Origin of the sequence: Klebsiella sp. MS 92-3, from assembly GCF_000195655.1 — a bacterium.
GTDB classification, from domain to species: Bacteria; Pseudomonadota; Gammaproteobacteria; order Enterobacterales; family Enterobacteriaceae; genus Klebsiella; species Klebsiella pneumoniae.
Genome location: NZ_GL882823.1, coordinates 10,427 through 32,748 on the forward strand (window position 1 = coordinate 10,427; position 22,322 = coordinate 32,748).

General features: G+C 58.0%; 21 protein-coding genes. 16 read left to right on the forward strand and 5 right to left on the reverse strand.

Going from position 1 to position 22,322, the window contains the following annotated elements:
- Positions 1–1,263 (reverse strand): ATP-dependent RNA helicase SrmB (gene srmB / locus HMPREF9538_RS10745; protein ID WP_009485436.1); only part of this gene is annotated, 1,263 nt, incomplete at its 3' end.
- Between the two features lie 131 nt (positions 1,264–1,394).
- Here srmB and trmN point away from each other — a divergent pair.
- Positions 1,395–2,132, forward strand: a complete 738-nt coding sequence (trmN, locus tag HMPREF9538_RS10740) for a tRNA(1)(Val) (adenine(37)-N(6))-methyltransferase TrmN (RefSeq protein ID WP_002914079.1) — start codon at positions 1,395–1,397, stop codon at positions 2,130–2,132.
- Here trmN and nadB read toward each other — a convergent pair.
- The gene (gene nadB / locus HMPREF9538_RS10735; protein ID WP_004180927.1) at positions 2,117–3,736 is read right to left on the reverse strand and encodes an L-aspartate oxidase; all 1,620 of its coding nucleotides are present in this window, start codon (positions 3,734–3,736) and stop codon (positions 2,117–2,119) included. The two genes, trmN and nadB, sit on opposite strands and share 16 nt — an antisense overlap.
- Before the next feature lie 328 nt (positions 3,737–4,064).
- On the opposite strand from nadB, the gene rseD reads away from it, so the two are divergent.
- The 12 genes from rseD to acpS all read left to right on the forward strand — a co-directional run bounded on the left by rseD (position 4,065) and on the right by acpS (position 13,526).
- The gene (gene rseD / locus HMPREF9538_RS33355; protein ID WP_121980491.1) at positions 4,065–4,160 is read left to right on the forward strand and encodes a rpoE leader peptide RseD; all 96 of its coding nucleotides are present in this window, start codon (positions 4,065–4,067) and stop codon (positions 4,158–4,160) included.
- Positions 4,157–4,732: an RNA polymerase sigma factor RpoE gene (gene rpoE / locus HMPREF9538_RS10730; RefSeq protein ID WP_002914074.1), complete on the forward strand. Its 576-nt coding sequence runs from the start codon at positions 4,157–4,159 to the stop codon at positions 4,730–4,732. Before rseD ends, rpoE begins: the two co-directional genes overlap by 4 nt.
- A 32-nt stretch (positions 4,733–4,764) precedes the next feature.
- On the forward strand, positions 4,765–5,415 hold the full coding sequence (gene rseA / locus HMPREF9538_RS10725) for an anti-sigma-E factor RseA (RefSeq protein ID WP_002914072.1): 651 nt from the start codon (positions 4,765–4,767) through the stop codon (positions 5,413–5,415).
- The gene (gene rseB / locus HMPREF9538_RS10720) at positions 5,415–6,371 is read left to right on the forward strand and encodes a sigma-E factor regulatory protein RseB (RefSeq protein WP_002914070.1); all 957 of its coding nucleotides are present in this window, start codon (positions 5,415–5,417) and stop codon (positions 6,369–6,371) included. Before rseA ends, rseB begins: the two co-directional genes overlap by 1 nt.
- Positions 6,368–6,847: a SoxR-reducing system protein RseC gene (gene rseC / locus HMPREF9538_RS10715; protein WP_004144354.1), complete on the forward strand. Its 480-nt coding sequence runs from the start codon at positions 6,368–6,370 to the stop codon at positions 6,845–6,847. The genes rseB and rseC overlap by 4 nt, the downstream gene beginning before the upstream one ends.
- Before the next feature lie 185 nt (positions 6,848–7,032).
- Entirely contained in the window at positions 7,033–8,832 is a 1,800-nt protein-coding gene (lepA, locus tag HMPREF9538_RS10710; protein WP_002914069.1) for a translation elongation factor 4, read from the forward strand.
- 15 nt (positions 8,833–8,847) lie between these two features.
- Entirely contained in the window at positions 8,848–9,822 is a 975-nt protein-coding gene (gene lepB, locus HMPREF9538_RS10705) for a signal peptidase I (RefSeq protein WP_002914067.1), read from the forward strand.
- 249 nt (positions 9,823–10,071) lie between these two features.
- Positions 10,072–10,752 carry a ribonuclease III gene (gene rnc, locus HMPREF9538_RS0127935; protein ID WP_002914065.1) on the forward strand — a complete coding sequence of 227 codons (681 nt, stop codon included), beginning with the start codon at positions 10,072–10,074 and terminating at the stop codon, positions 10,750–10,752.
- Positions 10,749–11,654 carry a GTPase Era gene (gene era / locus HMPREF9538_RS10700; RefSeq protein WP_002914063.1) on the forward strand — a complete coding sequence of 302 codons (906 nt, stop codon included), beginning with the start codon at positions 10,749–10,751 and terminating at the stop codon, positions 11,652–11,654. The genes rnc and era overlap by 4 nt, the downstream gene beginning before the upstream one ends.
- Positions 11,655–11,665: 11 nt before the next feature.
- A complete protein-coding gene (gene recO / locus HMPREF9538_RS10695) occupies positions 11,666–12,403 on the forward strand; it encodes a DNA repair protein RecO (RefSeq protein ID WP_002914062.1) in 738 nt (245 codons plus the stop codon).
- An 11-nt stretch (positions 12,404–12,414) separates the two neighbouring features.
- Complete coding sequence (pdxJ, locus tag HMPREF9538_RS10690; protein ID WP_009485437.1) at positions 12,415–13,146, forward strand: pyridoxine 5'-phosphate synthase; 732 nt, start codon at positions 12,415–12,417, stop codon at positions 13,144–13,146.
- On the forward strand, positions 13,146–13,526 hold the full coding sequence (acpS, locus tag HMPREF9538_RS10685; protein WP_004144351.1) for a holo-ACP synthase: 381 nt from the start codon (positions 13,146–13,148) through the stop codon (positions 13,524–13,526). The genes pdxJ and acpS overlap by 1 nt, the downstream gene beginning before the upstream one ends.
- A 12-nt stretch (positions 13,527–13,538) precedes the next feature.
- Here the strand turns inward: acpS and HMPREF9538_RS10680 are convergent, their stop codons facing one another.
- Together HMPREF9538_RS10680 and HMPREF9538_RS10675 are read right to left on the reverse strand one after the other, a co-directional pair.
- Positions 13,539–13,799, reverse strand: a complete 261-nt coding sequence (locus HMPREF9538_RS10680; RefSeq protein WP_004144350.1) for a YfhL family 4Fe-4S dicluster ferredoxin — start codon at positions 13,797–13,799, stop codon at positions 13,539–13,541.
- A gap of 56 nt (positions 13,800–13,855) precedes the next feature.
- Positions 13,856–14,704 (reverse strand): MurR/RpiR family transcriptional regulator, encoded by an 849-nt coding sequence (locus HMPREF9538_RS10675; protein WP_004144349.1) that lies wholly within the window; start codon positions 14,702–14,704, stop codon positions 13,856–13,858.
- Between the two features lie 213 nt (positions 14,705–14,917).
- On the opposite strand from HMPREF9538_RS10675, the gene yfhb reads away from it, so the two are divergent.
- Together yfhb and tadA are read left to right on the forward strand one after the other, a co-directional pair.
- Positions 14,918–15,553, forward strand: a complete 636-nt coding sequence (gene yfhb, locus HMPREF9538_RS10670) for a phosphatidylglycerophosphatase C (protein WP_004180922.1) — start codon at positions 14,918–14,920, stop codon at positions 15,551–15,553.
- A gap of 62 nt (positions 15,554–15,615) precedes the next feature.
- A complete protein-coding gene (tadA, locus tag HMPREF9538_RS10665) occupies positions 15,616–16,125 on the forward strand; it encodes a tRNA adenosine(34) deaminase TadA (protein WP_020317155.1) in 510 nt (169 codons plus the stop codon).
- On the opposite strand, the gene mltF is transcribed toward tadA, so the two are convergent.
- Entirely contained in the window at positions 16,122–17,738 is a 1,617-nt protein-coding gene (mltF, locus tag HMPREF9538_RS10660; RefSeq protein ID WP_009485440.1) for a membrane-bound lytic murein transglycosylase MltF, read from the reverse strand. The genes tadA and mltF overlap by 4 nt on opposite strands.
- A gap of 175 nt (positions 17,739–17,913) precedes the next feature.
- Between mltF and purL the strand changes: the two genes are divergently transcribed.
- A complete protein-coding gene (gene purL, locus HMPREF9538_RS10655; RefSeq protein ID WP_009485442.1) occupies positions 17,914–21,801 on the forward strand; it encodes a phosphoribosylformylglycinamidine synthase in 3,888 nt (1,295 codons plus the stop codon).
- Positions 21,802–22,322 lie beyond the last annotated feature (521 nt).

Below are 22,322 nucleotides of genomic sequence, written 5' to 3' on the forward strand. Positions count from 1 at the left end.
ATCGCGGTGGCGCTTCTTCACCCGCGGTTTCTCTTTTTCATCTTTTTTCTTCTGCGCACGCTTCGCCAGCACTTTCTTCGATGGCTTACCCGTCAGCTTCTCGCTCGGCGCACGGGTCGTCGGGCGCAGTTCATCGATAACTCTGGCTTTCAACGGCTCTTCAATATAGCGACCAATCTTACCCAGCAGCAGGTGGTCATGAGCCTCGACCAGAGAAATGGCGGTCCCTTTTTTACCGGCGCGGCCGGTACGACCGATACGGTGCAGGTAGGTATCCGCGGTACGCGGCATATCGAAGTTAAAGACGTGGCTGACGTCCGGAATATCGATACCGCGGGCAGCGACGTCGGTGGCGATCAGCACGTTGACGCGGCCGTCGGTCAGGCGCTTGATAGCTTCGTTTCGCTTGGCCTGCACCATCTCGCCTTCCAGCCAGCAGGTGTTAATCCCGGCCTCACGCAGCCAGTTAGCCAGCTCATGCACGCGCTCACGCTTACGCACAAACACGATAGCGCGGGTGGCTTCCGGCTGTTGCAACAGATTCACCAGCAGTTTGGTTTTATGTTCGATATCGTCGGCGCGGTAGTACCACTGATGGATTTTCTTACGCTCGCGGGTTGACGGATTGGCGGAAACTTCAACCGGCTCCTCCAGCAGACGCTCAGCGAAGTCTTTGATCGCATCGCCTTCCAGCGTCGCGGAGAACAGCATAGTCTGCTTGCGCCAGCGAGTTTCACCGGCGATGGTTTCGATATCCTGGGCAAAACCCATATCCAGCATGCGGTCGGCTTCATCGAGGATTAGGGTCTCGACGGCGCGGCAGTCGAAATTCTCTTCTTTAATATATTGCAGCAGGCGACCGGTGGTGGCGACTACGATGTCCTGGTTTTCGCTGAACACTTCCGCGTGGTTCATGTACGCCACGCCGCCGGTAATGGTAGCGATGTCCAGATGGGTATGCTTCGCCAGCTCGCGGGCGTGGTCGGCTACCTGCATCGCCAGCTCACGGGTCGGCGTCAGGATAAGAATGCGCGGCGGGCCGGATTTCTTACGCGGGAAATCGAGCAGGTGCTGCAACGCTGGCAGCAGATACGCCGCCGTTTTACCGGTGCCGGTCGGCGCTGAACCGAGAATGTCACGGCCATCGAGCGCAGGCGGAATAGCGGCGGCCTGAATGGCTGTCGGGCGAGTGAAACCTTTATCCTGGAGGGCTTCCAGCAGGTTTTCGTCGAGTTCAAGTTCGGAAAAAGTCGTTACAGTCATGTTCTACCTCTGAGTGGGCCGCCGATTATAGACGTTACTGACGTAATGTTCATCTGTTTGTAAGGCTATCTGTTCTCCGGTATTGTGCATAGCCTTAGGTTCAGGAGTTTTTGTCGGCAAGGTTATTGAGGATGTCTCAGTCGAAGTTTGCGCTGCCGCGCAATGGTTTTACCTTCAAACGGTTCTTTGTCGCTCACGATCGCTGCGCCATGAAGGTGGGTACCGACGGCATTTTGCTGGGCGCCTGGGCGCCGATTGCCGGAGTGAAGCATGTGCTGGATATTGGCGCGGGCAGCGGCTTGCTGGCGCTGATGCTCGCGCAGCGTACCGGAGATGATGTGCATGTCGAGGCGGTAGAACTGGACGAAGAGGCCGCCGCTCAGGCGCGGGAAAACGCCCTCGCGTCGCCGTGGGCTTCGCGGATTGAGGTCTGGCAGGCCGATATTCATCAGTGGCAGCCGTCGCAAACTCGACGCTATGAACTGATAATCAGTAATCCGCCCTTTTTTGCCGAAGGCGTGCCATGCGCGACCTCGCAGCGAGAGCAGGCGCGGTACACCACTACGCTCGATCACGCCTCCCTGCTGACCTGTGCCGCAGAGCATATTACCGAAGAAGGTTTTTTTTGCGTGGTGTTGCCGGTGGATATTGGTAATGCGTTCATCGAACGGGCAAGGGCGATGGGCTGGCATCTGCGACTGCGTACTGACGTGGCGGAGACCGAGCTGCGACCGCCGCATCGGGTGCTGCTGGCTTTCTCCCCGACGGCAGGGGAGTGTTTCAGCGACAGGCTGGCGATCCGCGGGCCAGAGCAGCAATATTCGGAAGGCTTTACCGCTCTGACCGAGGACTTTTATCTCTTTATGTGAGCCAGGGGCGAGAGTATCGACGGGCCGCTGTCAGGCAGCGGCTGCGGATAGTCGAGGGTATAATGCAGACCGCGGCTCTCCTTACGCAACATCGCGCAGCGTACGATAAGCTCCGCCACCTGCACCAGATTGCGCAGTTCCAGCAAATTATTCGAGACGCGGAAGCGGGCGTAATACTCATCCAGCTCCTGCTGGAGCATGGTAATGCGCCGCAGGGCGCGCTCCAGCCTGCGGGTGGTGCGCACAATCCCCACGTAATCCCACATCAGCAGGCGCAGTTCGTGCCAGTTGTGCTGGATAACCACCAGTTCATCCGGGATCTCCACCTGACTTTCATCCCATGCTGGCAGCGTGGCGACCTTCTGGGCGAGCGGCAGGCGCCGGGCAATATCCTCCGCGGCGGACCAGCCATAGACCAGGCACTCCAGCAACGAGTTCGACGCCATACGATTCGCGCCGTGCAGCCCGGTGTAGCTAACTTCGCCGATGGCGTATAAACCATCGACGTCGGTGCGGCCATTATCATCCACCATCACGCCGCCGCAGGTGTAATGCGCGGCGGGGACGACCGGCACCGGCTCTTTGGTTAAATCAATTCCCAGGCCGAGCAGCTTTTCATAAATCATCGGGAAATGCTGGCGAACAAACGCCTCGGGTTTATGGCTGATATCAAGGAACATACAGTCTACGCCCAGGCGCTTCATTTCATGGTCGATGGCGCGGGCGACGATATCGCGCGGGGCCAGCTCGCCGCGCTCGTCAAAGTCCGGCATAAAGCGGGTGCCATCCGGGCGTTTAAGGTGGGCGCCTTCGCCGCGCAGCGCTTCAGTAAGCAGGAAATTACGCGCCTGGGGGTGATATAGCGCGGTGGGGTGGAACTGGTTAAACTCCAGATTCGCCACCCGACATCCCGCCCGCCAGGCCATTGCAATCCCGTCTCCGGAAGAGACGTCGGGGTTAGTGGTATATTGATAAACCTTCGCGGCCCCGCCGGTAGCGAGTACTACGGCTTTCGCGCTGCAGGTTTCCACCCGCTCTTTATTACGATTCCAGATCCATGCCCCGACCACCCGGCGGGTGCCCGGCAGGCCAATCTTATCCGATACGATTAAATCGACGGCATTGCTGCGCTCAAGGATGCGGATATTAGGATGGGCAAGCGCTTTATCGACCAGCGTCGTCTCTACCGCTTTGCCGGTGGCGTCGGCGGCGTGAAGAATGCGCCGATGGCTGTGCCCCCCTTCGCGCGTGAGATGATAGCTCTCTTCGCCATTGGCCTGGACCTGGGTGTCAAACAGCACTCCCTGATCGATAAGCCACTGGACGCATGATCGGGCGTTGCTGGCGACGAAGGTGACCGCATGACGATCGCAGAGCCCCGCGCCGGCGATGAGGGTATCTTCGACATGGGATTCAATACTGTCCGTCTCATCGAAGACGGCGGCAATCCCACCCTGGGCGTAGAACGTCGAACCTTCGCTGATCGGCCCTTTACTCAGCACTGTCACCGAACTGTGCTCAGCCAGGCGCAGGGCAAGGGAAAGACCGGCAGCGCCGCTGCCGATAATCAACACATCACAAGAGAAGTCAGGAGTGGTATTCATTGTCTTTGTTTAATTTACTAAACACATTTAGCTCACAATAGCACCGGTCCGTGAGGAATCGTACAATTTTTTTGTCTGCTGTTGTGACGGCTAAACAAAAGGCGAACGGAAACGGCGTCTTGCGCGCTGAAAATGAGACGCGGGGAAGGTTGATGGCATTGGATTTTATAGTGAAATAAACGGCGTGTTACGATACCCTTCAGACGGGCCTGCGCTTTTTCTTATTGACTTACCTATCGTTTAGCAACCTGGGCATATAATGATTGATAACGATCTGCCGCCGTTGCCAGACAAAAAACAAAAAGCGTAACGGAACTTTATTGTTTTCATGCACTCCAACAGTCAGCTTGCTCATAATGCAGATTTTGGGTGGTGTTTTGAAGACGCATGGGAATTGGGTTTGGGGAGACATTACCTCGGATGAGCGAGCAGTTAACGGATCAGGTCCTTGTTGAACGGGTCCAGAAAGGAGATCAGAAAGCGTTTAATTTGCTGGTAGTGCGCTATCAGCATAAGGTCGCGAGCCTGGTTTCCCGCTATGTACCGCCGGGCGATATCGCTGACGTTGTTCAGGAATCGTTCGTTAAGGCATGGCGTGCGCTGGACTCTTTCCGGGGAGATAGCGCTTTTTACACCTGGTTATACCGTATCGCCGTCAACACGGCGAAGAATTATCTGGTTGCTCAGGGGCGCCGTCCGCCGTCCAGCGATGTTGACGCCAACGAGGCGGAAAACTTCGAAAGCGGCGGGGCGTTGAAAGAAATTTCGAACCCTGAGAACTTAATGTTGTCAGAAGAACTGAGACAAATAGTTTTTCGTACCATTGAATCGCTCCCGGAAGATTTACGCATGGCAATTACGTTACGGGAGCTGGATGGCCTGAGCTATGAAGAGATAGCCGCTATCATGGATTGTCCGGTTGGGACGGTGCGTTCGCGTATCTTCCGGGCGCGAGAAGCTATTGATAATAAAGTTCAACCGCTTATCAGGCGTTGACGATAGCGGAATACTGGAAAAGGGTATCAGGCATGCAGAAAGAAAAACTTTCGGCTTTAATGGATGGTGAAACGCTGGATAACGAACTGCTCAACGAGCTGAGTCGTTCTTCTGAGATGCAAAAAACCTGGGAGAGTTATCACCTTATCCGCGATACGCTGCGTGGCGATACCGCTGAGGTGCTGCAATTTGATATCTCCGCCCGGGTGATGGCCGCCATTGAAAATGAGCCCGTTCGTCAGACGGCTCCGCTTATTCCTGAATCTCAGCCCGCACCGCATCAGTGGCGGCAGATGCCGTTCTGGAACAAGGTGCGTCCGTGGGCCAGCTCCCTGACTCAAATGGGCGTTGCCGCCTGTGTATCGCTTGCGGTTATCGTCGGCGTCCAGCACTATAATGGTCAGTCTGATTCCGCTCAGCAGCCAGAAGCGCCGGTGTTCAATACGCTGCCCATGATGGGTAAAGCAAGCCCGGTAAGTCTTGGCGTGCCGGCTGACGCGTCAGCGGGAAGCGGCCAGCAGGCGCAGGTCCAGGAACAGCGCCGCCGAATTAACGCCATGCTGCAGGACTACGAACTGCAGCGCCGCCTGCACGCTGAGCAGCTTCAGTTTGGCCAGGCCCAGACTCAGCAGGCCGCAGTCCAGGTACCGGGCTATCAAACTTTAGGAACGCAATCGCAGTAATGAAGCAACTTTGGTGTGCCATGTCGCTCATGGCAGGCAGCCTGTTGTTCTCTGTCAACGCCTCGGCTGATACATCGTCCGGGGCGTTGTTGCAGCAGATGAACCTGGCCAGCCAGTCTCTCAATTATGAGCTGTCTTTTGTTAGCATCAGCAAACAAGGCGTTGAGTCGCTGCGCTATCGTCACGCGCGACTGAACAACCAACCGCTGGCGCAGTTGCTGCAGCTGGACGGTCCGCGCCGGGAAGTGGTCCTGCGCGGCACGGAAATCAGCTATTTTGAACCCGGTCTCGATCCGTTCACCCTGAACGGCGACTATATCGTCGATTCGCTGCCATCGCTGGTATATAGCGATTTCAAACGCCTCTCCGCGGCGTATGATTTTATCTCCGTGGGCCGTACCCGTATCGCTGACCGCCTCTGCGACGTGATCCGCGTCGTGGCTCGCGACGGCACGCGCTACAGCTTTATCGCCTGGCTGGATGCTGAAACCAAGCTGCCGCTGCGCGTCGATTTGCTCGACCGCGACGGGGAAACGCTGGAGCAGTTCCGGGTCGTCTCCTTCAACGTTGGCGATAACGTCAGCGCCAGCATGGAGACGCTGGCAAAAGCGAATTTGCCGCCGCAGCTGTCGGTGCCTGAAGGAGGCGACAAAGCTAACTTCAACTGGGCGCCGACGTGGCTCCCGCAGGGCGTGACTGAGGTTTCCAGCAGCCAGCGCCGTCTTCCCACCTTTGACGGTCCGGTAGAATCACGTCTCTATTCCGACGGCTTGTTCAGCTTCTCGATCAATATCAACCGCGCCACGGCGGCCAGCAGCGACCAGCTGTTGCGCACCGGCCGACGCACCGTCAGCACGACGGTGCGCGATAACGCGGAGATAACCGTAGTGGGCGAGCTGCCGCCGCAGACGGCGAAGCGTATCTCTGACAGTATTAAATTCAAGGCAGTACAATGATTAAAGAGTGGGCTACCGTGGTTTCCTGGCATAACGGCGTGGCGCAGGTGCACTGCGACGTTAAAGCCTCCTGCAGCAGCTGCGCCTCCCGTGCCGGCTGTGGTAGCCGGGTGCTAAACAAGCTGGGGCCGCAGACCAGCCATACCATTAGCGTGCCCTGCGAGCAGCCGTTGGCCGCGGGGCAAAAAGTGGAGCTGGGGATCGCTGAAAGCAGCCTGCTGGGCTCAGCGATGCTGGTGTATATGGCGCCGCTGGCGGGGCTGTTTGTAATGGCGTCTATTTTTCAGGTGCTGTTTGCCAGCGATATTGCGTCACTTTGCGGCGCGCTGCTGGGCGGCGTCGGCGGCTTCCTGGTGGCGCGCGGTCTGTCGCCGCGACTGGCGGCACGTCAGTCCTGGCAGCCGGTGATTTTGAACGTCGCACTGCCGCCGGATCTGCTGCGTGTTGATACGCCTTCCTCCGACATGGGCCAGTGATTTCACTGGCCCTTATCTTTATTTACCTTTCCTGTTACAACGCCACAATTTCTGCGGGTATGCTGGATCTAACAGCATTTCCTGGTTTCGCGGATGTAGTGTAGAATGCGGCGTTTTCGGATTAAAAAACGTCAGGCACAGTACAGCGGCCTCATGATACTCGTAAGGCATAATTAACTCTAAATATGAAGAATATACGTAACTTTTCGATCATCGCTCACATCGACCACGGTAAGTCGACGCTGTCTGACCGTATCATCCAGATTTGCGGTGGCCTTTCTGATCGTGAAATGGAAGCCCAGGTTCTGGACTCCATGGATCTTGAGCGCGAACGCGGGATCACCATCAAGGCGCAGAGCGTCACCCTGGACTATAAGGCCAGCGACGGTGAGACCTACCAGCTGAACTTTATCGACACCCCGGGCCACGTGGACTTCTCTTATGAAGTTTCCCGTTCTCTTGCCGCGTGCGAAGGCGCGCTGCTGGTGGTAGACGCCGGGCAGGGGGTAGAAGCCCAGACCCTGGCCAACTGCTACACCGCCATGGAGATGGATCTCGAAGTGGTTCCGGTACTCAACAAGATCGACCTGCCTGCGGCCGACCCTGAGCGCGTAGCGGACGAGATTGAAGATATCGTCGGGATCGACGCCCACGACGCGGTGCGCTGCTCAGCGAAAACCGGCGTCGGCGTGACCGACGTGCTGGAGCGTCTGGTGCGCGATATCCCACCGCCGGAAGGCGATCCGGACGCGCCGCTGCAGGCGCTGATTATCGACTCCTGGTTCGATAACTACCTCGGCGTGGTTTCGCTGGTGCGGATTAAAAACGGCACCATGCGCAAGGGCGACAAGATCAAGGTCATGAGCACCGGCCAGGTCTATAACGCTGATCGTCTGGGCATCTTCACCCCGAAACAGGTTGACCGTACCGAGCTGAAATGCGGCGAGGTAGGCTGGCTGGTCTGCGCGATCAAAGACATCCTCGGCGCGCCGGTGGGCGATACCCTGACCGCCGCCCGCAACCCGGCAGACAAAGCGCTGCCTGGCTTTAAGAAGGTGAAACCGCAGGTGTATGCCGGCCTGTTCCCGGTGAGCTCCGATGATTATGAAGCTTTCCGCGACGCGCTGGGCAAACTGAGCCTTAACGATGCCTCTCTGTTCTACGAGCCGGAAAGCTCTACCGCGCTGGGCTTCGGCTTCCGCTGCGGCTTCCTCGGCCTGCTGCACATGGAGATCATTCAGGAGCGTCTGGAGCGTGAATACGATCTCGACCTGATCACCACCGCGCCGACGGTAGTCTACGAAGTAGAGACCACCTCCAAAGAAGTTATCTACGTCGACAGCCCGTCCAAGCTGCCGCCGCTGAATAATATTCAGGAGCTGCGCGAGCCGATCGCCGAGTGTCACATGCTGCTGCCGCAGGAGTTCCTCGGCAACGTGATTACCTTGTGTGTCGAGAAGCGTGGGGTGCAGACCAACATGGTTTACCACGGTAAACAGGTGGCGCTGACCTATGAAATTCCGATGGCGGAAGTGGTTCTCGACTTCTTCGACCGCCTGAAGTCCACCTCCCGCGGCTATGCGTCGCTGGACTACAACTTCAAACGCTTCCAGGCGTCGAACATGGTACGCGTCGATGTGCTGATCAACGGTGAGCGCGTCGATGCGCTGGCGCTGATCACCCACAACGATAACGCGCCGTATCGCGGCCGCGAGCTGGTGGAAAAGATGAAAGATCTGATTCCGCGTCAGCAGTTCGATATCGCGATTCAGGCGGCCATCGGTAACCACATTATCGCGCGCTCTACGGTGAAACAGCTGCGTAAAAACGTCCTGGCGAAATGCTACGGCGGCGACGTCAGCCGTAAGAAAAAGCTGCTGCAGAAGCAGAAAGAAGGTAAGAAGCGTATGAAGCAGGTCGGTAACGTTGAGCTGCCGCAGGAAGCGTTCCTCGCCATTCTGCACGTTGGTAAAGACGGCAAATAACCCTAAGGAGTTGGCATGGCGAACATGTTTGCCCTGATCCTGGTGATTGCAACCCTGGTGACGGGCGTTTTATGGTGCCTGGACAAGTTCATTTTTGCACCGAAACGTCGTGAACGTCAGGCCGCTGCTCAGGCAGCGACCGGCGAGCAACTGGACAAGAAGACGCTGAAGAAAGTCGGCCCGAAACCGGGCTGGCTGGAAACCGGCGCATCGGTTTTCCCGGTGCTGGCGATCGTTCTGGTGGTACGTTCATTTATTTATGAGCCTTTCCAGATCCCTTCAGGTTCGATGATGCCAACGCTGCTCATCGGCGATTTTATTCTGGTGGAGAAATTTGCCTACGGCATTAAAGATCCTATCTACCAGAAAACGCTGATCGAGACCGGCCATCCGAAGCGCGGCGACATCGTGGTGTTTAAATATCCGGAAGACCCGCGTCTGGACTACATTAAGCGCGCGGTGGGGTTACCGGGTGATAAGGTCACCTACGATCCGGTTGCCAAACAGGTCACTATTCAGCCGGGCTGCAGTTCCGGACAGGCCTGCGGCAACGCGCTGCCGGTGACCTATTCCAACGTGGAGCCGAGCGATTTTGTTCAGACCTTCTCCCGCAGCAACGGCGGCGAAGCGAGCAGCGGTTTCTGGCAGTTGCCGAAGGGCGAAACCAAAGCCGACGGTATTCGTCTTACCGAGCGTCAGGAGACGTTGGGCGACGTGACGCACCGAATTCTGATGGTGCCGATTGCCCAGGATCAGGTTGGGATGTACTACCATCAGTCCGGTCTGCCGCTGGCCACCTGGATTGTGCCGCCCGGTCAGTACTTCATGATGGGCGACAACCGGGATAACAGCGCCGACAGCCGGTACTGGGGCTTTGTGCCGGAAGCCAACCTGGTCGGAAAAGCAACCGCTATCTGGATGAGTTTTGAAAAGCAGGAAGGTGAATGGCCGACCGGCGTGCGGTTATCGCGCATTGGTGGAATTCATTAATTTCCTCTGCTGAATTCACGTCGCTGCTGTTATCGCAGCGGCGTGAATTATTTAGTATTTAAATCCATTCAAACTAACGACATCCCGTGTCGTTGCGTATAGAATATCCCCCCGAAGTTTTTGGTTGTCGCTCTGCCGGGTGACACTGCACACGAAAGCGTATTGGTCTGTTTCAAATTACTGTTTGAAGCGAATGCTCAGGTCGGTTTCGTGTGCTGCATCTTTGACGCATTCATTTATTGGTAACGCATGAACCCCATCGTAATTAATCGGCTTCAACGAAAGCTGGGCTACACTTTTCATCATCAGGAGCTGTTGCAACAGGCATTAACTCACCGCAGTGCCAGCAGCAAACATAATGAGCGCCTGGAATTTTTAGGTGACTCCATTTTAAGTTTCGTGATCGCGAATGCGCTGTATCATCGCTTTCCTCGTGTCGATGAAGGCGATATGAGCCGTATGCGCGCGACGCTGGTGCGCGGCAACACGCTGGCGGAGATCGCCCGCGAGTTTGAGCTGGGCGAGTGTCTGCGCCTCGGGCCGGGAGAGCTGAAAAGCGGCGGTTTCCGTCGCGAATCGATTCTCGCGGATACCGTTGAAGCGTTAATTGGCGGGGTTTTCCTCGACAGTGATATTCAGAACGTTGAACGCTTAATCCTCTCCTGGTACCAGACCCGTCTGGACGAAATCAGTCCGGGCGATAAGCAAAAGGATCCGAAGACGCGTCTGCAGGAGTATCTGCAGGGACGTCATCTGCCGCTGCCGTCTTACCTGGTGGTCCAGGTTCGCGGCGAAGCGCACGATCAGGAATTTACTATCCACTGCCAGGTCAGTGGCCTGAGTGAACCGGTGGTTGGCACAGGTTCCAGCCGTCGTAAGGCGGAGCAGGCTGCCGCCGAACAGGCGCTGAAAAAGCTGGAGCTGGAATGAGCGAAGAAAAAAGTTATTGTGGGTTTGTCGCCATCGTGGGTCGTCCAAACGTTGGCAAATCCACGCTGTTGAATAAGCTGCTTGGGCAGAAGATCTCGATCACCTCCCGTAAAGCGCAGACCACCCGTCACCGCATCGTCGGTATCCATACCGAAGGGCCGTATCAGGCGATTTACGTTGATACTCCGGGCCTGCATATGGAAGAGAAGCGTGCCATTAACCGCTTAATGAACAAAGCAGCCAGCAGTTCGATTGGCGACGTGGAACTGGTCATCTTCGTGGTTGAAGGCACTCGCTGGACGCAGGACGATGAGATGGTGCTCAACAAGCTGCGCGACGCGAAAGCGCCGGTGATCCTCGCGGTCAACAAGGTGGATAACGTGCAGGAAAAAGCGGATCTGTTACCGCACCTGCAGTTCCTCGCCAGCCAGATGAATTTCCTCGATATCGTACCGATCTCAGCGGAAACCGGCACCAACGTTGATACCATCGCGGCGATCGTGCGTAAGCATCTGCCGGAAGCGATCCATCACTTCCCGGAAGATTATATTACCGATCGCTCACAACGCTTTATGGCCTCCGAAATCATCCGTGAAAAACTGATGCGTTTCCTCGGCGCTGAGCTGCCGTACTCCGTCACCGTGGAAATCGAACGTTTCGTCAGCAACGAGCGCGGCGGTTACGATATCAACGGCCTGATCCTCGTCGAGCGCGAAGGGCAGAAAAAGATGGTGATTGGCAACAAAGGCGCCAAAATTAAAACCATCGGTATCGAAGCGCGTAAGGACATGCAGGAGATGTTTGAAGCGCCGGTGCACCTCGAGCTGTGGGTGAAAGTGAAATCCGGCTGGGCCGATGACGAGCGCGCCCTGCGCAGTCTCGGTTACGTTGACGACCTCTGAGTTAACGCAACGTGGATGGATGGCAGCGCGCCTTTGTCCTGCATAGCCGTCCGTGGAGCGAAACCAGCCTGATGCTGGACGTCTTCACGGAAGAATCCGGTCGTGTGCGCCTGGTTGCCAAGGGCGCACGCTCCAAACGCTCTAATCTCAAAGGCGCTTTACAGCCCTTTACCCCCTTGCTGGTTCGCTTCGGCGGTCGCGGCGAAGTCAAAACCCTGCGCAGCGCGGAAGCCGTTTCGCTGGCGCTGCCGCTCAGCGGCATCACCCTCTACAGCGGTCTCTACGTTAACGAGCTTATCTCCCGCGTGCTGGAGCACGAAACACGCTTCTCCGAACTCTTTTTCGACTACCTGCACTGCATTCAGGCGCTCGCCGGGGCCAGCGGCTCGCCGGAGCCCGCGCTGCGGCGTTTTGAGCTGGCGCTGCTCGGGCACCTGGGGTATGGCGTGGATTTTCTCCACTGCGCCGGGAGCGGCGAGCCGGTAGACGACACCATGACCTACCGCTATCGTGAAGAAAAAGGCTTTATTGCCAGCCTGGTGATTGATAACAACACGTTTACCGGGCACCATTTGAAAGCATTGGCGAGTCGCGAGTTTCCTGATGTTGATACGCTGCGCGCCGCGAAGCGCTTTACCCGTATCGCCCTGAAGCCCTATCTCGGCGGCAAACCGCTCAAGAGCCGGGAGTTGTTTCGCCAGTTTATGCCCGCGCGAAAGGCGCGAGCCGATAATACGAATAATGATTAACGAGGATTGTCATGGCTGAATTATTGTTAGGGGTCAATATTGACCATATCGCGACCTTGCGTAACGCCCGCGGCACCGCTTACCCGGATCCGGTTCAGGCGGCTTTCATTGCCGAACAGGCCGGCGCCGACGGCATTACCGTGCATCTGCGCGAAGACCGTCGCCATATTACCGATCGCGATGTGCGTATCCTGCGCCAGACGCTGCACACCCGCATGAATCTTGAAATGGCGGTCACCGAAGAGATGCTGACGATCGCCTGCGAAACCAAACCGCACTTCTGCTGCCTGGTGCCGGAGAAGCGTCAGGAAGTGACCACCGAAGGCGGGCTGGACGTCGCCGGCCAGCGCGACAAGATGCGCGATGCCTGTCAACGCCTGGCGGATGCCGGCATCCTGGTCTCCCTGTTTATCGATGCGGATGAAGCGCAGATCAAAGCGGCGGCAGACGTTGGCGCGCCCTATATCGAAATCCACACCGGCTGCTATGCCGATGCCAAAACCGACGCCGAGCAGGCCAGGGAGCTGGAACGTATTGCCAAAGCGGCCACCTACGCCGCCAGCCTCGGCCTGAAGGTGAATGCCGGCCACGGTCTGACCTACCACAACGTGAAAGCGATTGCTGCGCTGCCGGAAATGCATGAGCTGAATATCGGTCACGCGATTATTGGCCGTGCGGTGATGAGCGGCCTGAAAGAGGCGGTGGCGGAAATGAAGCGTCTGATGCTGGAAGTGCGCGGCTAATGGCCATTCTCGGGTTGGGTACCGACATCGTCGAGATTGCCCGCATCGAAGCAGTGATCGCCCGCAGCGGCGATCGCCTTGCCCGTCGGGTGCTGAGCGACCATGAATGGAGCATCTGGGAGCAGCACCAGCAGCCGGTGCGTTTCCTGGCGAAACGCTTTGCGGTCAAGGAAGCGGCGGCGAAAGCGCTGGGAACCGGGATCCGTAACGGGCTGGCGTTTAACCAGTTCGAGGTTTACAACGACGAGCTGGGCAAGCCGAAGCTGCGGCTATGGGGTGAAGCAAACCTTTTAGCTGAACGCATGGGAGTAAGCGCTATTCACGTTACTCTCGCTGATGAACGCCACTACGCCTGCGCCACGGTGATTGTCGAAAGCTAGCCAGGAGGGCGGTTAAATTTTATCCGCGTGGTGCATCAGCACGAATTTATCCCACAGCTGTTCTTCACTCTCGACGTGTGCCGGATCTTTCAGGATCGTATTCGGGATCGGGCACACTTTCTGGCAGGTTGGCGTGTCGTAATGACCCACGCACTCGGTGCAGCGGTCGCTGTTAATCTCATAAATGCTGTCACCCATCGAAATGGCCTCATTCGGGCACTCCGGCTCGCACATATCGCAGTTGATGCATTTTTTGGTAATTAACAGCGCCATCAGGAAAGTCTCAGAAACAACACAAACAGGGCGGGCATTATACGCCCATTTTCTGCTCAGACCAGCTTTTTCACCAGCGCTTCGCTATGGCGAATGCGCTCCGGCGCCCGCTCCAGATCCTGCTGCACCAGCCCCATAAACAGCAGATCGGTGAGCATCATTTGCGCGCTGGTGGAGGAGATGGCCGCGCTGCGCGTCGCCTGCTCTTCGGCGATAGTATACAGGCAGTGGGTCGCCTGCTGTTGCAGGGCGTTCGGGCTAAACCCGGTGATCGCCAGGATCTTACAGCCGACGCGCAGCGCTTCACCGGCCGCCATATTGATCTCCCGGCGCTCGCCGGAGTAAGAGATCGCCAGCAGAAGATCGTCGCTGGACATGGCCTGCACCGTCGCCAGCAGGGCATGCATATCCTGCTCAGAAACAGCGTTGATGCCGATCTTCATCAGCTTCCAGCTAAAGTTACGCGCCACCAAGCCGGAGGCGCCAATCCCGGTGACGATCACTCGCCGGGCGTTGCGCAGCAGCGTGACGGCTTCCCGTAGCGTCTCTTCAGTGTTGACGTCCAGCGAGGCATGCATGGCGGCGACATTGTCTTTAATGAGTTTCTCGCCGACCAGACGCAGCGGATCGTCACCGCGAATGTGGTTATGCACCGGGACGGAGTGCGGATCCGGGCTACTCGCCAGCGCTTCACTAAGGGCCAGCTTCAGCGCCGGAAAGCCTTTGAATCCCAGCTTCTGGGCAAATTTAACCACGCTGGACTGACTCACACCGGCTTCCGCTGCCAGCTGCTGCGAGCTGAGGTGCCGGGTCTCATCGGGCTGGCTTAGAATATAATCGGCCAACTTTTTGTCGCTCGCCGCCAGGGTGGGATAGCGCTGACGAATACGCGTTAAACAGTTCATTGGAGCTCCGCTGGAGCCGTCCGGCTCGTGACTGACAGAATTTTTATTCGATTATAAGGGGTATACCATGAATTAAAAATTCTTAAGCCACAATTTTTCCTTCGCCTGCTACTTTAATTCTTTCTTAACGGCAGGGGATGTTTTCCCTCGACATGGCGTCAGGCTGTTAAGCTTACCCTAACGAGAAGCGAGTTCTGAGATAAAGGAGGCAGTTTGCAGCACACTGAACGGAGAGTGGTGTTTTTCGATCTGGACGGAACCTTACACCAACAGGATATGTTCGGCAGTTTTCTGCGCTATCTGCTGCGCCATTTGCCGCTGAACCTGTTGCTGGTGGTGGCGATGGGGCCGGTGATCCTTGCCGGACTGGCAGTGAGCGGACGGGCGGCGCGCTGGCCGATGAGCCTCCTGCTGTGGGCGACAACCTTTGGCCGCCGCGAGGCGGTGCTGAAGCGGCTGGAAGCGGAGTTTGTCGGCTGGTTTCGCCATCATGTGACGGCGTTTCCGGTAGTTCATGCGCGGCTTACCGCCTACCTGACCAGCACCGATGCCGACGTCTGGTTGATCACCGGCTCGCCGCAGTCGCTGGTGGAGCAGGTCTATCGCGATACCCTCTGGTTGCCGCGGGTGAATCTGATAGCCAGCCGCACCGCGCGCCGCTGGGGCGGCTGGGTATTGACCCTGCGCTGCCTGGGGCATGAAAAGGTGGTACAGCTGGAGAAAAAGATTGGCGCCCCGCTGCGGCTGTATAGCGGCTATAGCGATAGTGAGCAGGATAATCCATTGCTCGGCTTTTGCCAGCATCGCTGGCGGGTAACCCCTCAGGGAGAGCTTCAGCAGCTGGAGTAATAGTGTGTAATTGATAGCGCCCATGTATAATGCGCCCCGCTTTTTCTGCTGGAGTGGCCGCTGTGTCTGACCTCGAACTCAATGATGAATACTGGATGCGTCATGCCCTGACGCTGGCGAAACGCGCCTGGGAAGAGGGCGAGGTGCCGGTGGGCGCGGTGCTGGTGCATAACAATCAGGTCATTGGCGAGGGCTGGAACCGGCCGATAGGCCGTCACGACCCCACCGCCCATGCGGAGATCATGGCCTTACGCCAGGGCGGACTGGTGCTGCAAAACTACCGCCTGATCGACGCCACGCTGTACGTGACCCTCGAGCCCTGCGTCATGTGCGCGGGCGCGATGGTGCACAGCCGTATCGCCCGCCTGGTGTTTGGCGCCAGGGATGCCAAGACCGGCGCCGTCGGCTCGCTGATGGATGTTCTGCACCACCCGGGAATGAACCATCGGGTTGAGATTAGCGAAGGCGTGCTGGCAGAGTCCTGCTCTGCCATGCTGAGCGACTTCTTCCGCTGGCGGCGGGAAGAGAAAAAAGCGCTGAAGAAAGCCCGGGAGCAGACCGGGGAAAGTTAATACAGGTGGCCGGGGAGTTTCATCCGGGCATTATCCATCTGCTTATCGGCGCGAAACTTGAAAAAGGGCAGGGTGGTCTCCTGCGGCTGTTCGAGCTCATTGGGGAGCACGGCCGGGTAATCCTCCGCCAGGGCCAGCGTTTGCTGCTGCTGGCGCTCCTTCTCTGACAAATAGCCGACAAGGCTTATCTGATATTTGCGGATGTTTTCCACATAGGCGTAGGCCTCATGGCCGCGGGCATAGCCGTATTTTAGTTTGCTGTAATAGGGTTTCTGGCTCAGCAACGGTAAACGCAGCTTAACGTCCGCCCAGCTGTTAGGATTGCCTTTCTGTTTGCGGGTGAGCGCCATGGCGTCCAGCATATGGGCATAACCCATATTATAAGCGGCCAGCGCAAACCAGATGCGTTCATCTTTCGGGATCGAATCCGGCACTTTATCCATCATATCCTGCAGGTAGCGCATGCCGCCGTCGATACTCTGCGCCGCATCGGTGCGGTCGGTTAGACCCAGGCTTTGCGCCGTATTGCGTGTGAGCATCATCATACCGCGCACGCCGGTGGGGGAGGTGGCCTGCGGATCCCAGTGGGATTCCTGCCAGGCGATGGCGGCCAGCAGGCGCCAGTCAATCTCGCGGGCGTATTTTTCAAACAGCGGCTGCACCTCCGGAAGAATATTTTCCACCGCGCGCAGGAAGGTGCGGGTATCGACATAATCGAAATCGTTGCCGTGGCCGAGGTACTTCTCCTCGAGGCGCGCCAGCGTCCCGTCTTCATTGATGTTGTTGAAGAAATCAAGCATTGCCGCCGACAGCGAATTATCGTCGTCCCGTGCGCTAAACCAGGTGACCGGCTGTTCGTCGGTGATATCGAGGGCCACCGCCAGCTCCGGATGGACGCGCTGAAACAGGCTGACGGCCACCGAGTCAGCGATGGTGTAATCAAGTTTACCGTCAATCACCGCCTGCATCAGCGCCGTGGTACCGCGTTTTTCGTCCACGCGCCAGGCAAGATCCGGGTATTTCTCGGCTTTTAAGGTCTGCAGGTCGTTGATCGCCACGTGGCCCGGAGCGATAGTGAGCTGCTCGGCGGTCAGCGCCGCGAGGGTGCGCGGCCGGGTATTGCCGACGCGGTAGACCAGCTGTTGCGAAACAGAATAGTAGGTGGGGCCGGCCTGATAGTTTTTCACTCGCTCCTGGTTATAGACCAGTCCGGCGGCCAGCATATCGGCCTGACCGTCGTCGAGGTCGTCAAACAGCTGGCTGATGTTTTGCCGGACGGTTATCTTAAGCGTTACGCCAAGGTAGTCGGCAAACTGCTTCGCCAGTTCATAATCCAGACCGAACGCTTTATTGTTCATGGTGGCGAAGGTCATTGGCGAGTTGATAGTGCTGATGCGCAGCTCGCCGCGAGCGATAATGCCCGCCACCCGGTTCTCGGGTTTACCAGACCAGGGGATCGACGGCCCCAGGGCCGCCGCCCGCAAAAGGGGGACAATGCCGATCAGCAGATAATTAATCTTTAATTTTTTCAGAGAGTTAATCTTCTGCAGCTTCAGGTTCCTCAGCAGGCGATGTCCGGAAAAAACGCAAGGTTGTCGTCGAATGTGCGGCATTCTGCTTAATAATGCGCCAGTTGGCAACTTATTCGCGATGGTCGTCACATTTATTGATAAACAGCATCAATGATTTTATTTCTACGCAAACGGTTTCGTCGGGGCGCAGGATTCACTATAATGACGCCCGTTTCCCCCCCTGGCTCACCCTGAAAGCTTCGAAGACGAGAGACTTATGATGGAAATTTTGCGTGGTTCACCTGCACTGTCGGCATTCCGTATTAATAAACTGCTGGCACGATTTCAGGCGGCCAACCTTCCGGTAAGCGCCATATATGCCGAATATATTCATTTTGCCGATCTGAATGCCCCGCTGAGCGCTGACGATCGCGAGCGCCTGGCGCGACTGCTTCAGTATGGCCCGAGCTTAAGCAGCCATACCCCGACCGGTAAATTACTGCTCGTGACCCCTCGCCCTGGCACCATCTCTCCCTGGTCTTCTAAAGCTACCGATATCGCTCACAACTGCGGTCTGGCGCAGGTTGTGCGTCTTGAGCGCGGCGTGGCGTATTACGTTGAAGCCTCAACCCTGACCGAAGCGCAGTGGGCCGCGGTGGCGGCGGAGCTGCACGACCGCATGATGGAGAGCGTCTTCGACGAGCTGGAAGCGGGCGAGAAGCTGTTTGCTCACCATCAGCCGACGCCGGTCACCAGCGTCGACCTGCTGGGCGAAGGGCGTCAGGCGCTGATTGACGCCAACCTCCGTCTGGGTCTGGCGCTGGCCGACGACGAAATTGACTACCTGCAGGATGCGTTTACCCGCCTGGGACGCAACCCGAACGATATCGAGCTGTATATGTTCGCCCAGGCGAACTCAGAGCACTGTCGCCACAAGATTTTCAACGCCGACTGGATCATCGACGGCGAACAGCAGCCGAAGTCGCTGTTCAAAATGATCAAAAACACCTTTGAAAAAACGCCGGACTACGTGCTGTCGGCCTATAAAGATAATGCCGCGGTGATGGAAGGGTCTGAAGTCGGGCGCTATTTCGCCGACCATCAGACCGGACGCTACGACTTCCATCAGGAGCCGGCGCACATTCTGATGAAGGTGGAAACCCATAACCACCCGACGGCCATCTCTCCATGGCCGGGCGCGGCAACCGGCTCCGGGGGCGAAATCCGTGATGAAGGCGCCACCGGCCGCGGCGCGAAGCCGAAAGCGGGCCTGGTGGGCTTCTCGGTTTCCAACCTGCGTATCCCGGGCTTCGAACAGCCGTGGGAAGAAGATTTCGGTAAACCGGATCGCATTGTCACCGCCCTGGACATCATGACCGAAGGCCCGCTGGGCGGCGCGGCGTTTAACAACGAATTTGGTCGTCCGGCGCTGAACGGCTACTTCCGCACCTATGAAGAGAAAGTCACCAGCCACAATGGCGAAGAGCTGCGTGGCTACCACAAACCGATCATGCTGGCCGGCGGTATCGGCAACATCCGCGGTGAGCACGTGCAGAAGGGCGATATTACCGTCGGCGCGAAGCTGATCGTGCTGGGCGGCCCGGCGATGAACATCGGCCTCGGCGGCGGCGCGGCGTCTTCTATGGCCTCCGGCCAGTCCGATGCCGATCTCGATTTCGCCTCCGTACAGCGTGACAACCCGGAAATGGAGCGCCGCTGTCAGGAAGTGATCGACCGCTGCTGGCAGTTGGGCGACGCCAACCCGATCCTCTTTATCCACGACGTTGGCGCCGGCGGTCTCTCCAACGCTATGCCGGAGCTGGTGAGCGACGGCGGCCGCGGCGGTAAATTCCAGCTGCGCGATATTCTCAGCGATGAGCCAGGGATGAGTCCGCTGGAGATCTGGTGTAACGAATCGCAGGAACGTTATGTTCTGGCGGTCGCCCCGGAGCAGCTGCCGCTGTTCGACGAACTGTGCCGCCGCGAGCGCGCGCCTTATGCCGTTATCGGCGAAGCCACCGCTGAGCAGCATCTGAGCCTGAGCGACAGCCACTTTAACGATCAGCCGATCGACCTGCCGCTGGACGTCCTGCTCGGCAAAACGCCGAAAATGACCCGCGACGTGCAGACTCTGAAAGCTCAGGGTAGTGCACTGGATCGCCAACCGATTACCCTTGCCGATGCGGTTAACCGCGTTCTGCATCTGCCGACGGTGGCCGAGAAAACCTTCCTCGTCACCATCGGCGACCGCACCGTGACCGGTATGGTCGCCCGCGACCAGATGGTTGGCCCGTGGCAGATCCCGGTGGCCAACTGCGCGGTGACCACCGCCAGCCTCGACAGCTACTATGGCGAAGCGATGGCGATGGGCGAGCGCGCCCCGGTCGCCCTGCTGGACTTCGCGGCCTCTGGCCGTCTGGCGGTCGGCGAAGCGCTGACCAACATCGCCGCCACGCAGATTGGCGAGCTGAACCGCGTGAAGCTGTCGGCTAACTGGATGGCCGCCGCCGGCCACCCGGGTGAAGACGCTGGCCTGTATGAGGCGGTGAAAGCGGTGGGCGAAGAGCTGTGCCCGGCGCTGGGCCTGACCATTCCGGTCGGTAAAGACTCGATGTCGATGAAAACCCGCTGGCAGGAAGGCAGCGAGCAGCGCGAGATGACCTCTCCGCTGTCGCTGGTCATCTCTGCCTTCGCCCGTGTCGAAGATGTCCGTCATACCGTCACGCCGCAGCTTTCGACGGAAGATAACGCCCTGCTGCTGATCGACCTCGGTAAAGGGCACAACGCGCTGGGCGCGACGGCGCTGGCGCAGGTCTATCGCCAGCTCGGCGACAAGCCGGCTGACGTGCGCGATGTCGCGCAACTGAAAGGCTTCTGGAATGCGATGCAGGCCCTGGTGGCGCAGCGTAAACTGCTGGCCTACCACGACCGCTCCGACGGCGGTCTGCTTGTCACGCTGGCGGAAATGGCCTTTACCGGCCACTGCGGCGTGGAAGCGGATATCGCCGCGCTGGGCGACGACCATCTGGCCGCGCTGTTCAACGAAGAGCTGGGGGCGGTGATTCAGGTCCGCGCCGCAGACCGTGAGGCGGTGGAAGCCATTCTGGCGGTTAACGGCCTGGCGGACTGCGTGCATTACCTCGGTAAAGCGGTTGAGGGCGATCGCTTCGTGCTGACCGCCGGCGGTCAGACGGTGTTCAGCGAAAGCCGCACCACGCTGCGCATGTGGTGGGCGGAAACCACCTGGCAGATGCAGCGTCTGCGCGACAACCCGGCCTGCGCCGATCAGGAGCATGAGGCGAAAGCCAATGATGCCGACCCGGGCCTCAATGTGAAGCTCTCGTTTGATATTAACGACGACGTCGCCGCCCCGTACATTGCCACCGGCGCGCGGCCGAAAGTGGCCGTCCTGCGCGAGCAGGGGGTGAACTCCCACGTTGAAATGGCGGCCGCCTTCCATCGCGCCGGCTTTGACGCCATCGACGTGCATATGAGCGACCTGCTGGCCGGCCGGACCGGTCTGGGCGATTTCCATGCCCTGGTAGCCTGCGGCGGCTTCTCCTACGGCGACGTGTTGGGCGCGGGCGAGGGCTGGGCGAAGTCGATTCTGTTCAACGAGCGCGTGCGCGATGAGTTCGCGACCTTCTTCCATCGTCCGCAGACGCTGGCGCTCGGCGTGTGCAACGGCTGTCAGATGATGTCCAACCTGCGCGAGCTGATCCCGGGCAGCGACCTGTGGCCGCGCTTTGTGCGCAACCAGTCTGACCGCTTTGAAGCGCGCTTTAGCCTGGTGGAAGTGACGCAAAGCCCATCCCTGCTGCTGGAAGGCATGGTTGGCTCACGGATGCCGATTGCGGTCTCCCACGGCGAAGGTCAGGTGGAAGTGCGCGACAGCGCGCATCTGGCTCAGCTTGAGAGCAAAGGTCTGGTGGCGCTGCGCTTCGTGGATAACTTCGGCAAAGTGACCGAAACCTATCCGGCGAACCCGAACGGTTCCCCGAACGGTATCACCGCGGTGACCAGCGAAAGCGGGCGCGCGACCATCATGATGCCGCACCCGGAACGCGTCTTCCGCACCGTAAGCAACTCCTGGCACCCGGAGAACTGGGGCGAGGATAGCCCGTGGATGCGTATCTTCCGTAACGCGCGTAAACAGCTGGGTTAATCTTCCCGCCGCGCTTCACGCGAACGTATCAGCCCCCTGCCTGACAGGGGGCTTTTTTTTATTTGTGATGGTCGGCACGCTAGGGTGTCGGGAATTGCCGACAACTGCGATATTGCAGTGTCGTCAATAGGCGACACTTAAGTTATTGATTTAAATGATGAGTAATCGGTAGCCTATTTGGTGTCGCTAAATAGCGACAACGCGGGTGAAAAATAAACAGAGGTAGTTCGACTGTTCTTGCGGTTAATGTCATATATATCAGTATGTTAATAAAATGTTTTGAGAGCTGGCATAGTTCATGCATAATATTAACCAGTGGCTCATTCACCTTCTTATGTCAGCCCCTTCGGGACGCGCTACATAAACTTCGAATGACGCACAAACAGGTGCCTGCCGTCCAACTCCTGATAACAGCCTGGCTTTATCAGACATCGGGCGAAACGTCGAGTAAGGCACCGCCTCATTCCTGAACAAAGCCAGGCCTTGCGCCTGGCTTTGTTGTTTCTGCGGCGCAGTAACCA

Excerpts from the sequence above, each read along its gene's own strand:
- trmN (WP_002914079.1), top strand. The coding sequence starts at position 1,395 with ATGTCTCAGTCGAAGTTTGCGCTGCCGCGCAATGGTTTTACCTTCAAA.
- nadB (WP_004180927.1), bottom strand. The coding sequence starts at position 3,736 with ATGAATACCACTCCTGACTTCTCTTGTGATGTGTTGATTATCGGCAGC.
- rseD (WP_121980491.1), top strand. The coding sequence starts at position 4,065 with ATGCACTCCAACAGTCAGCTTGCTCATAATGCAGATTTTGGGTGGTGT.
- rpoE (WP_002914074.1), top strand. The coding sequence starts at position 4,157 with ATGAGCGAGCAGTTAACGGATCAGGTCCTTGTTGAACGGGTCCAGAAA.
- rseA (WP_002914072.1), top strand. The coding sequence starts at position 4,765 with ATGCAGAAAGAAAAACTTTCGGCTTTAATGGATGGTGAAACGCTGGAT.
- rseB (WP_002914070.1), top strand. The coding sequence starts at position 5,415 with ATGAAGCAACTTTGGTGTGCCATGTCGCTCATGGCAGGCAGCCTGTTG.
- rseC (WP_004144354.1), top strand. The coding sequence starts at position 6,368 with ATGATTAAAGAGTGGGCTACCGTGGTTTCCTGGCATAACGGCGTGGCG.
- lepA (WP_002914069.1), top strand. The coding sequence starts at position 7,033 with ATGAAGAATATACGTAACTTTTCGATCATCGCTCACATCGACCACGGT.
- lepB (WP_002914067.1), top strand. The coding sequence starts at position 8,848 with ATGGCGAACATGTTTGCCCTGATCCTGGTGATTGCAACCCTGGTGACG.
- rnc (WP_002914065.1), top strand. The coding sequence starts at position 10,072 with ATGAACCCCATCGTAATTAATCGGCTTCAACGAAAGCTGGGCTACACT.
- era (WP_002914063.1), top strand. The coding sequence starts at position 10,749 with ATGAGCGAAGAAAAAAGTTATTGTGGGTTTGTCGCCATCGTGGGTCGT.
- pdxJ (WP_009485437.1), top strand. The coding sequence starts at position 12,415 with ATGGCTGAATTATTGTTAGGGGTCAATATTGACCATATCGCGACCTTG.
- acpS (WP_004144351.1), top strand. The coding sequence starts at position 13,146 with ATGGCCATTCTCGGGTTGGGTACCGACATCGTCGAGATTGCCCGCATC.
- HMPREF9538_RS10680 (WP_004144350.1), bottom strand. The coding sequence starts at position 13,799 with ATGGCGCTGTTAATTACCAAAAAATGCATCAACTGCGATATGTGCGAG.
- HMPREF9538_RS10675 (WP_004144349.1), bottom strand. The coding sequence starts at position 14,704 with ATGAACTGTTTAACGCGTATTCGTCAGCGCTATCCCACCCTGGCGGCG.
- mltF (WP_009485440.1), bottom strand. The coding sequence starts at position 17,738 with ATGCCGCACATTCGACGACAACCTTGCGTTTTTTCCGGACATCGCCTG.
- purL (WP_009485442.1), top strand. The coding sequence starts at position 17,914 with ATGATGGAAATTTTGCGTGGTTCACCTGCACTGTCGGCATTCCGTATT.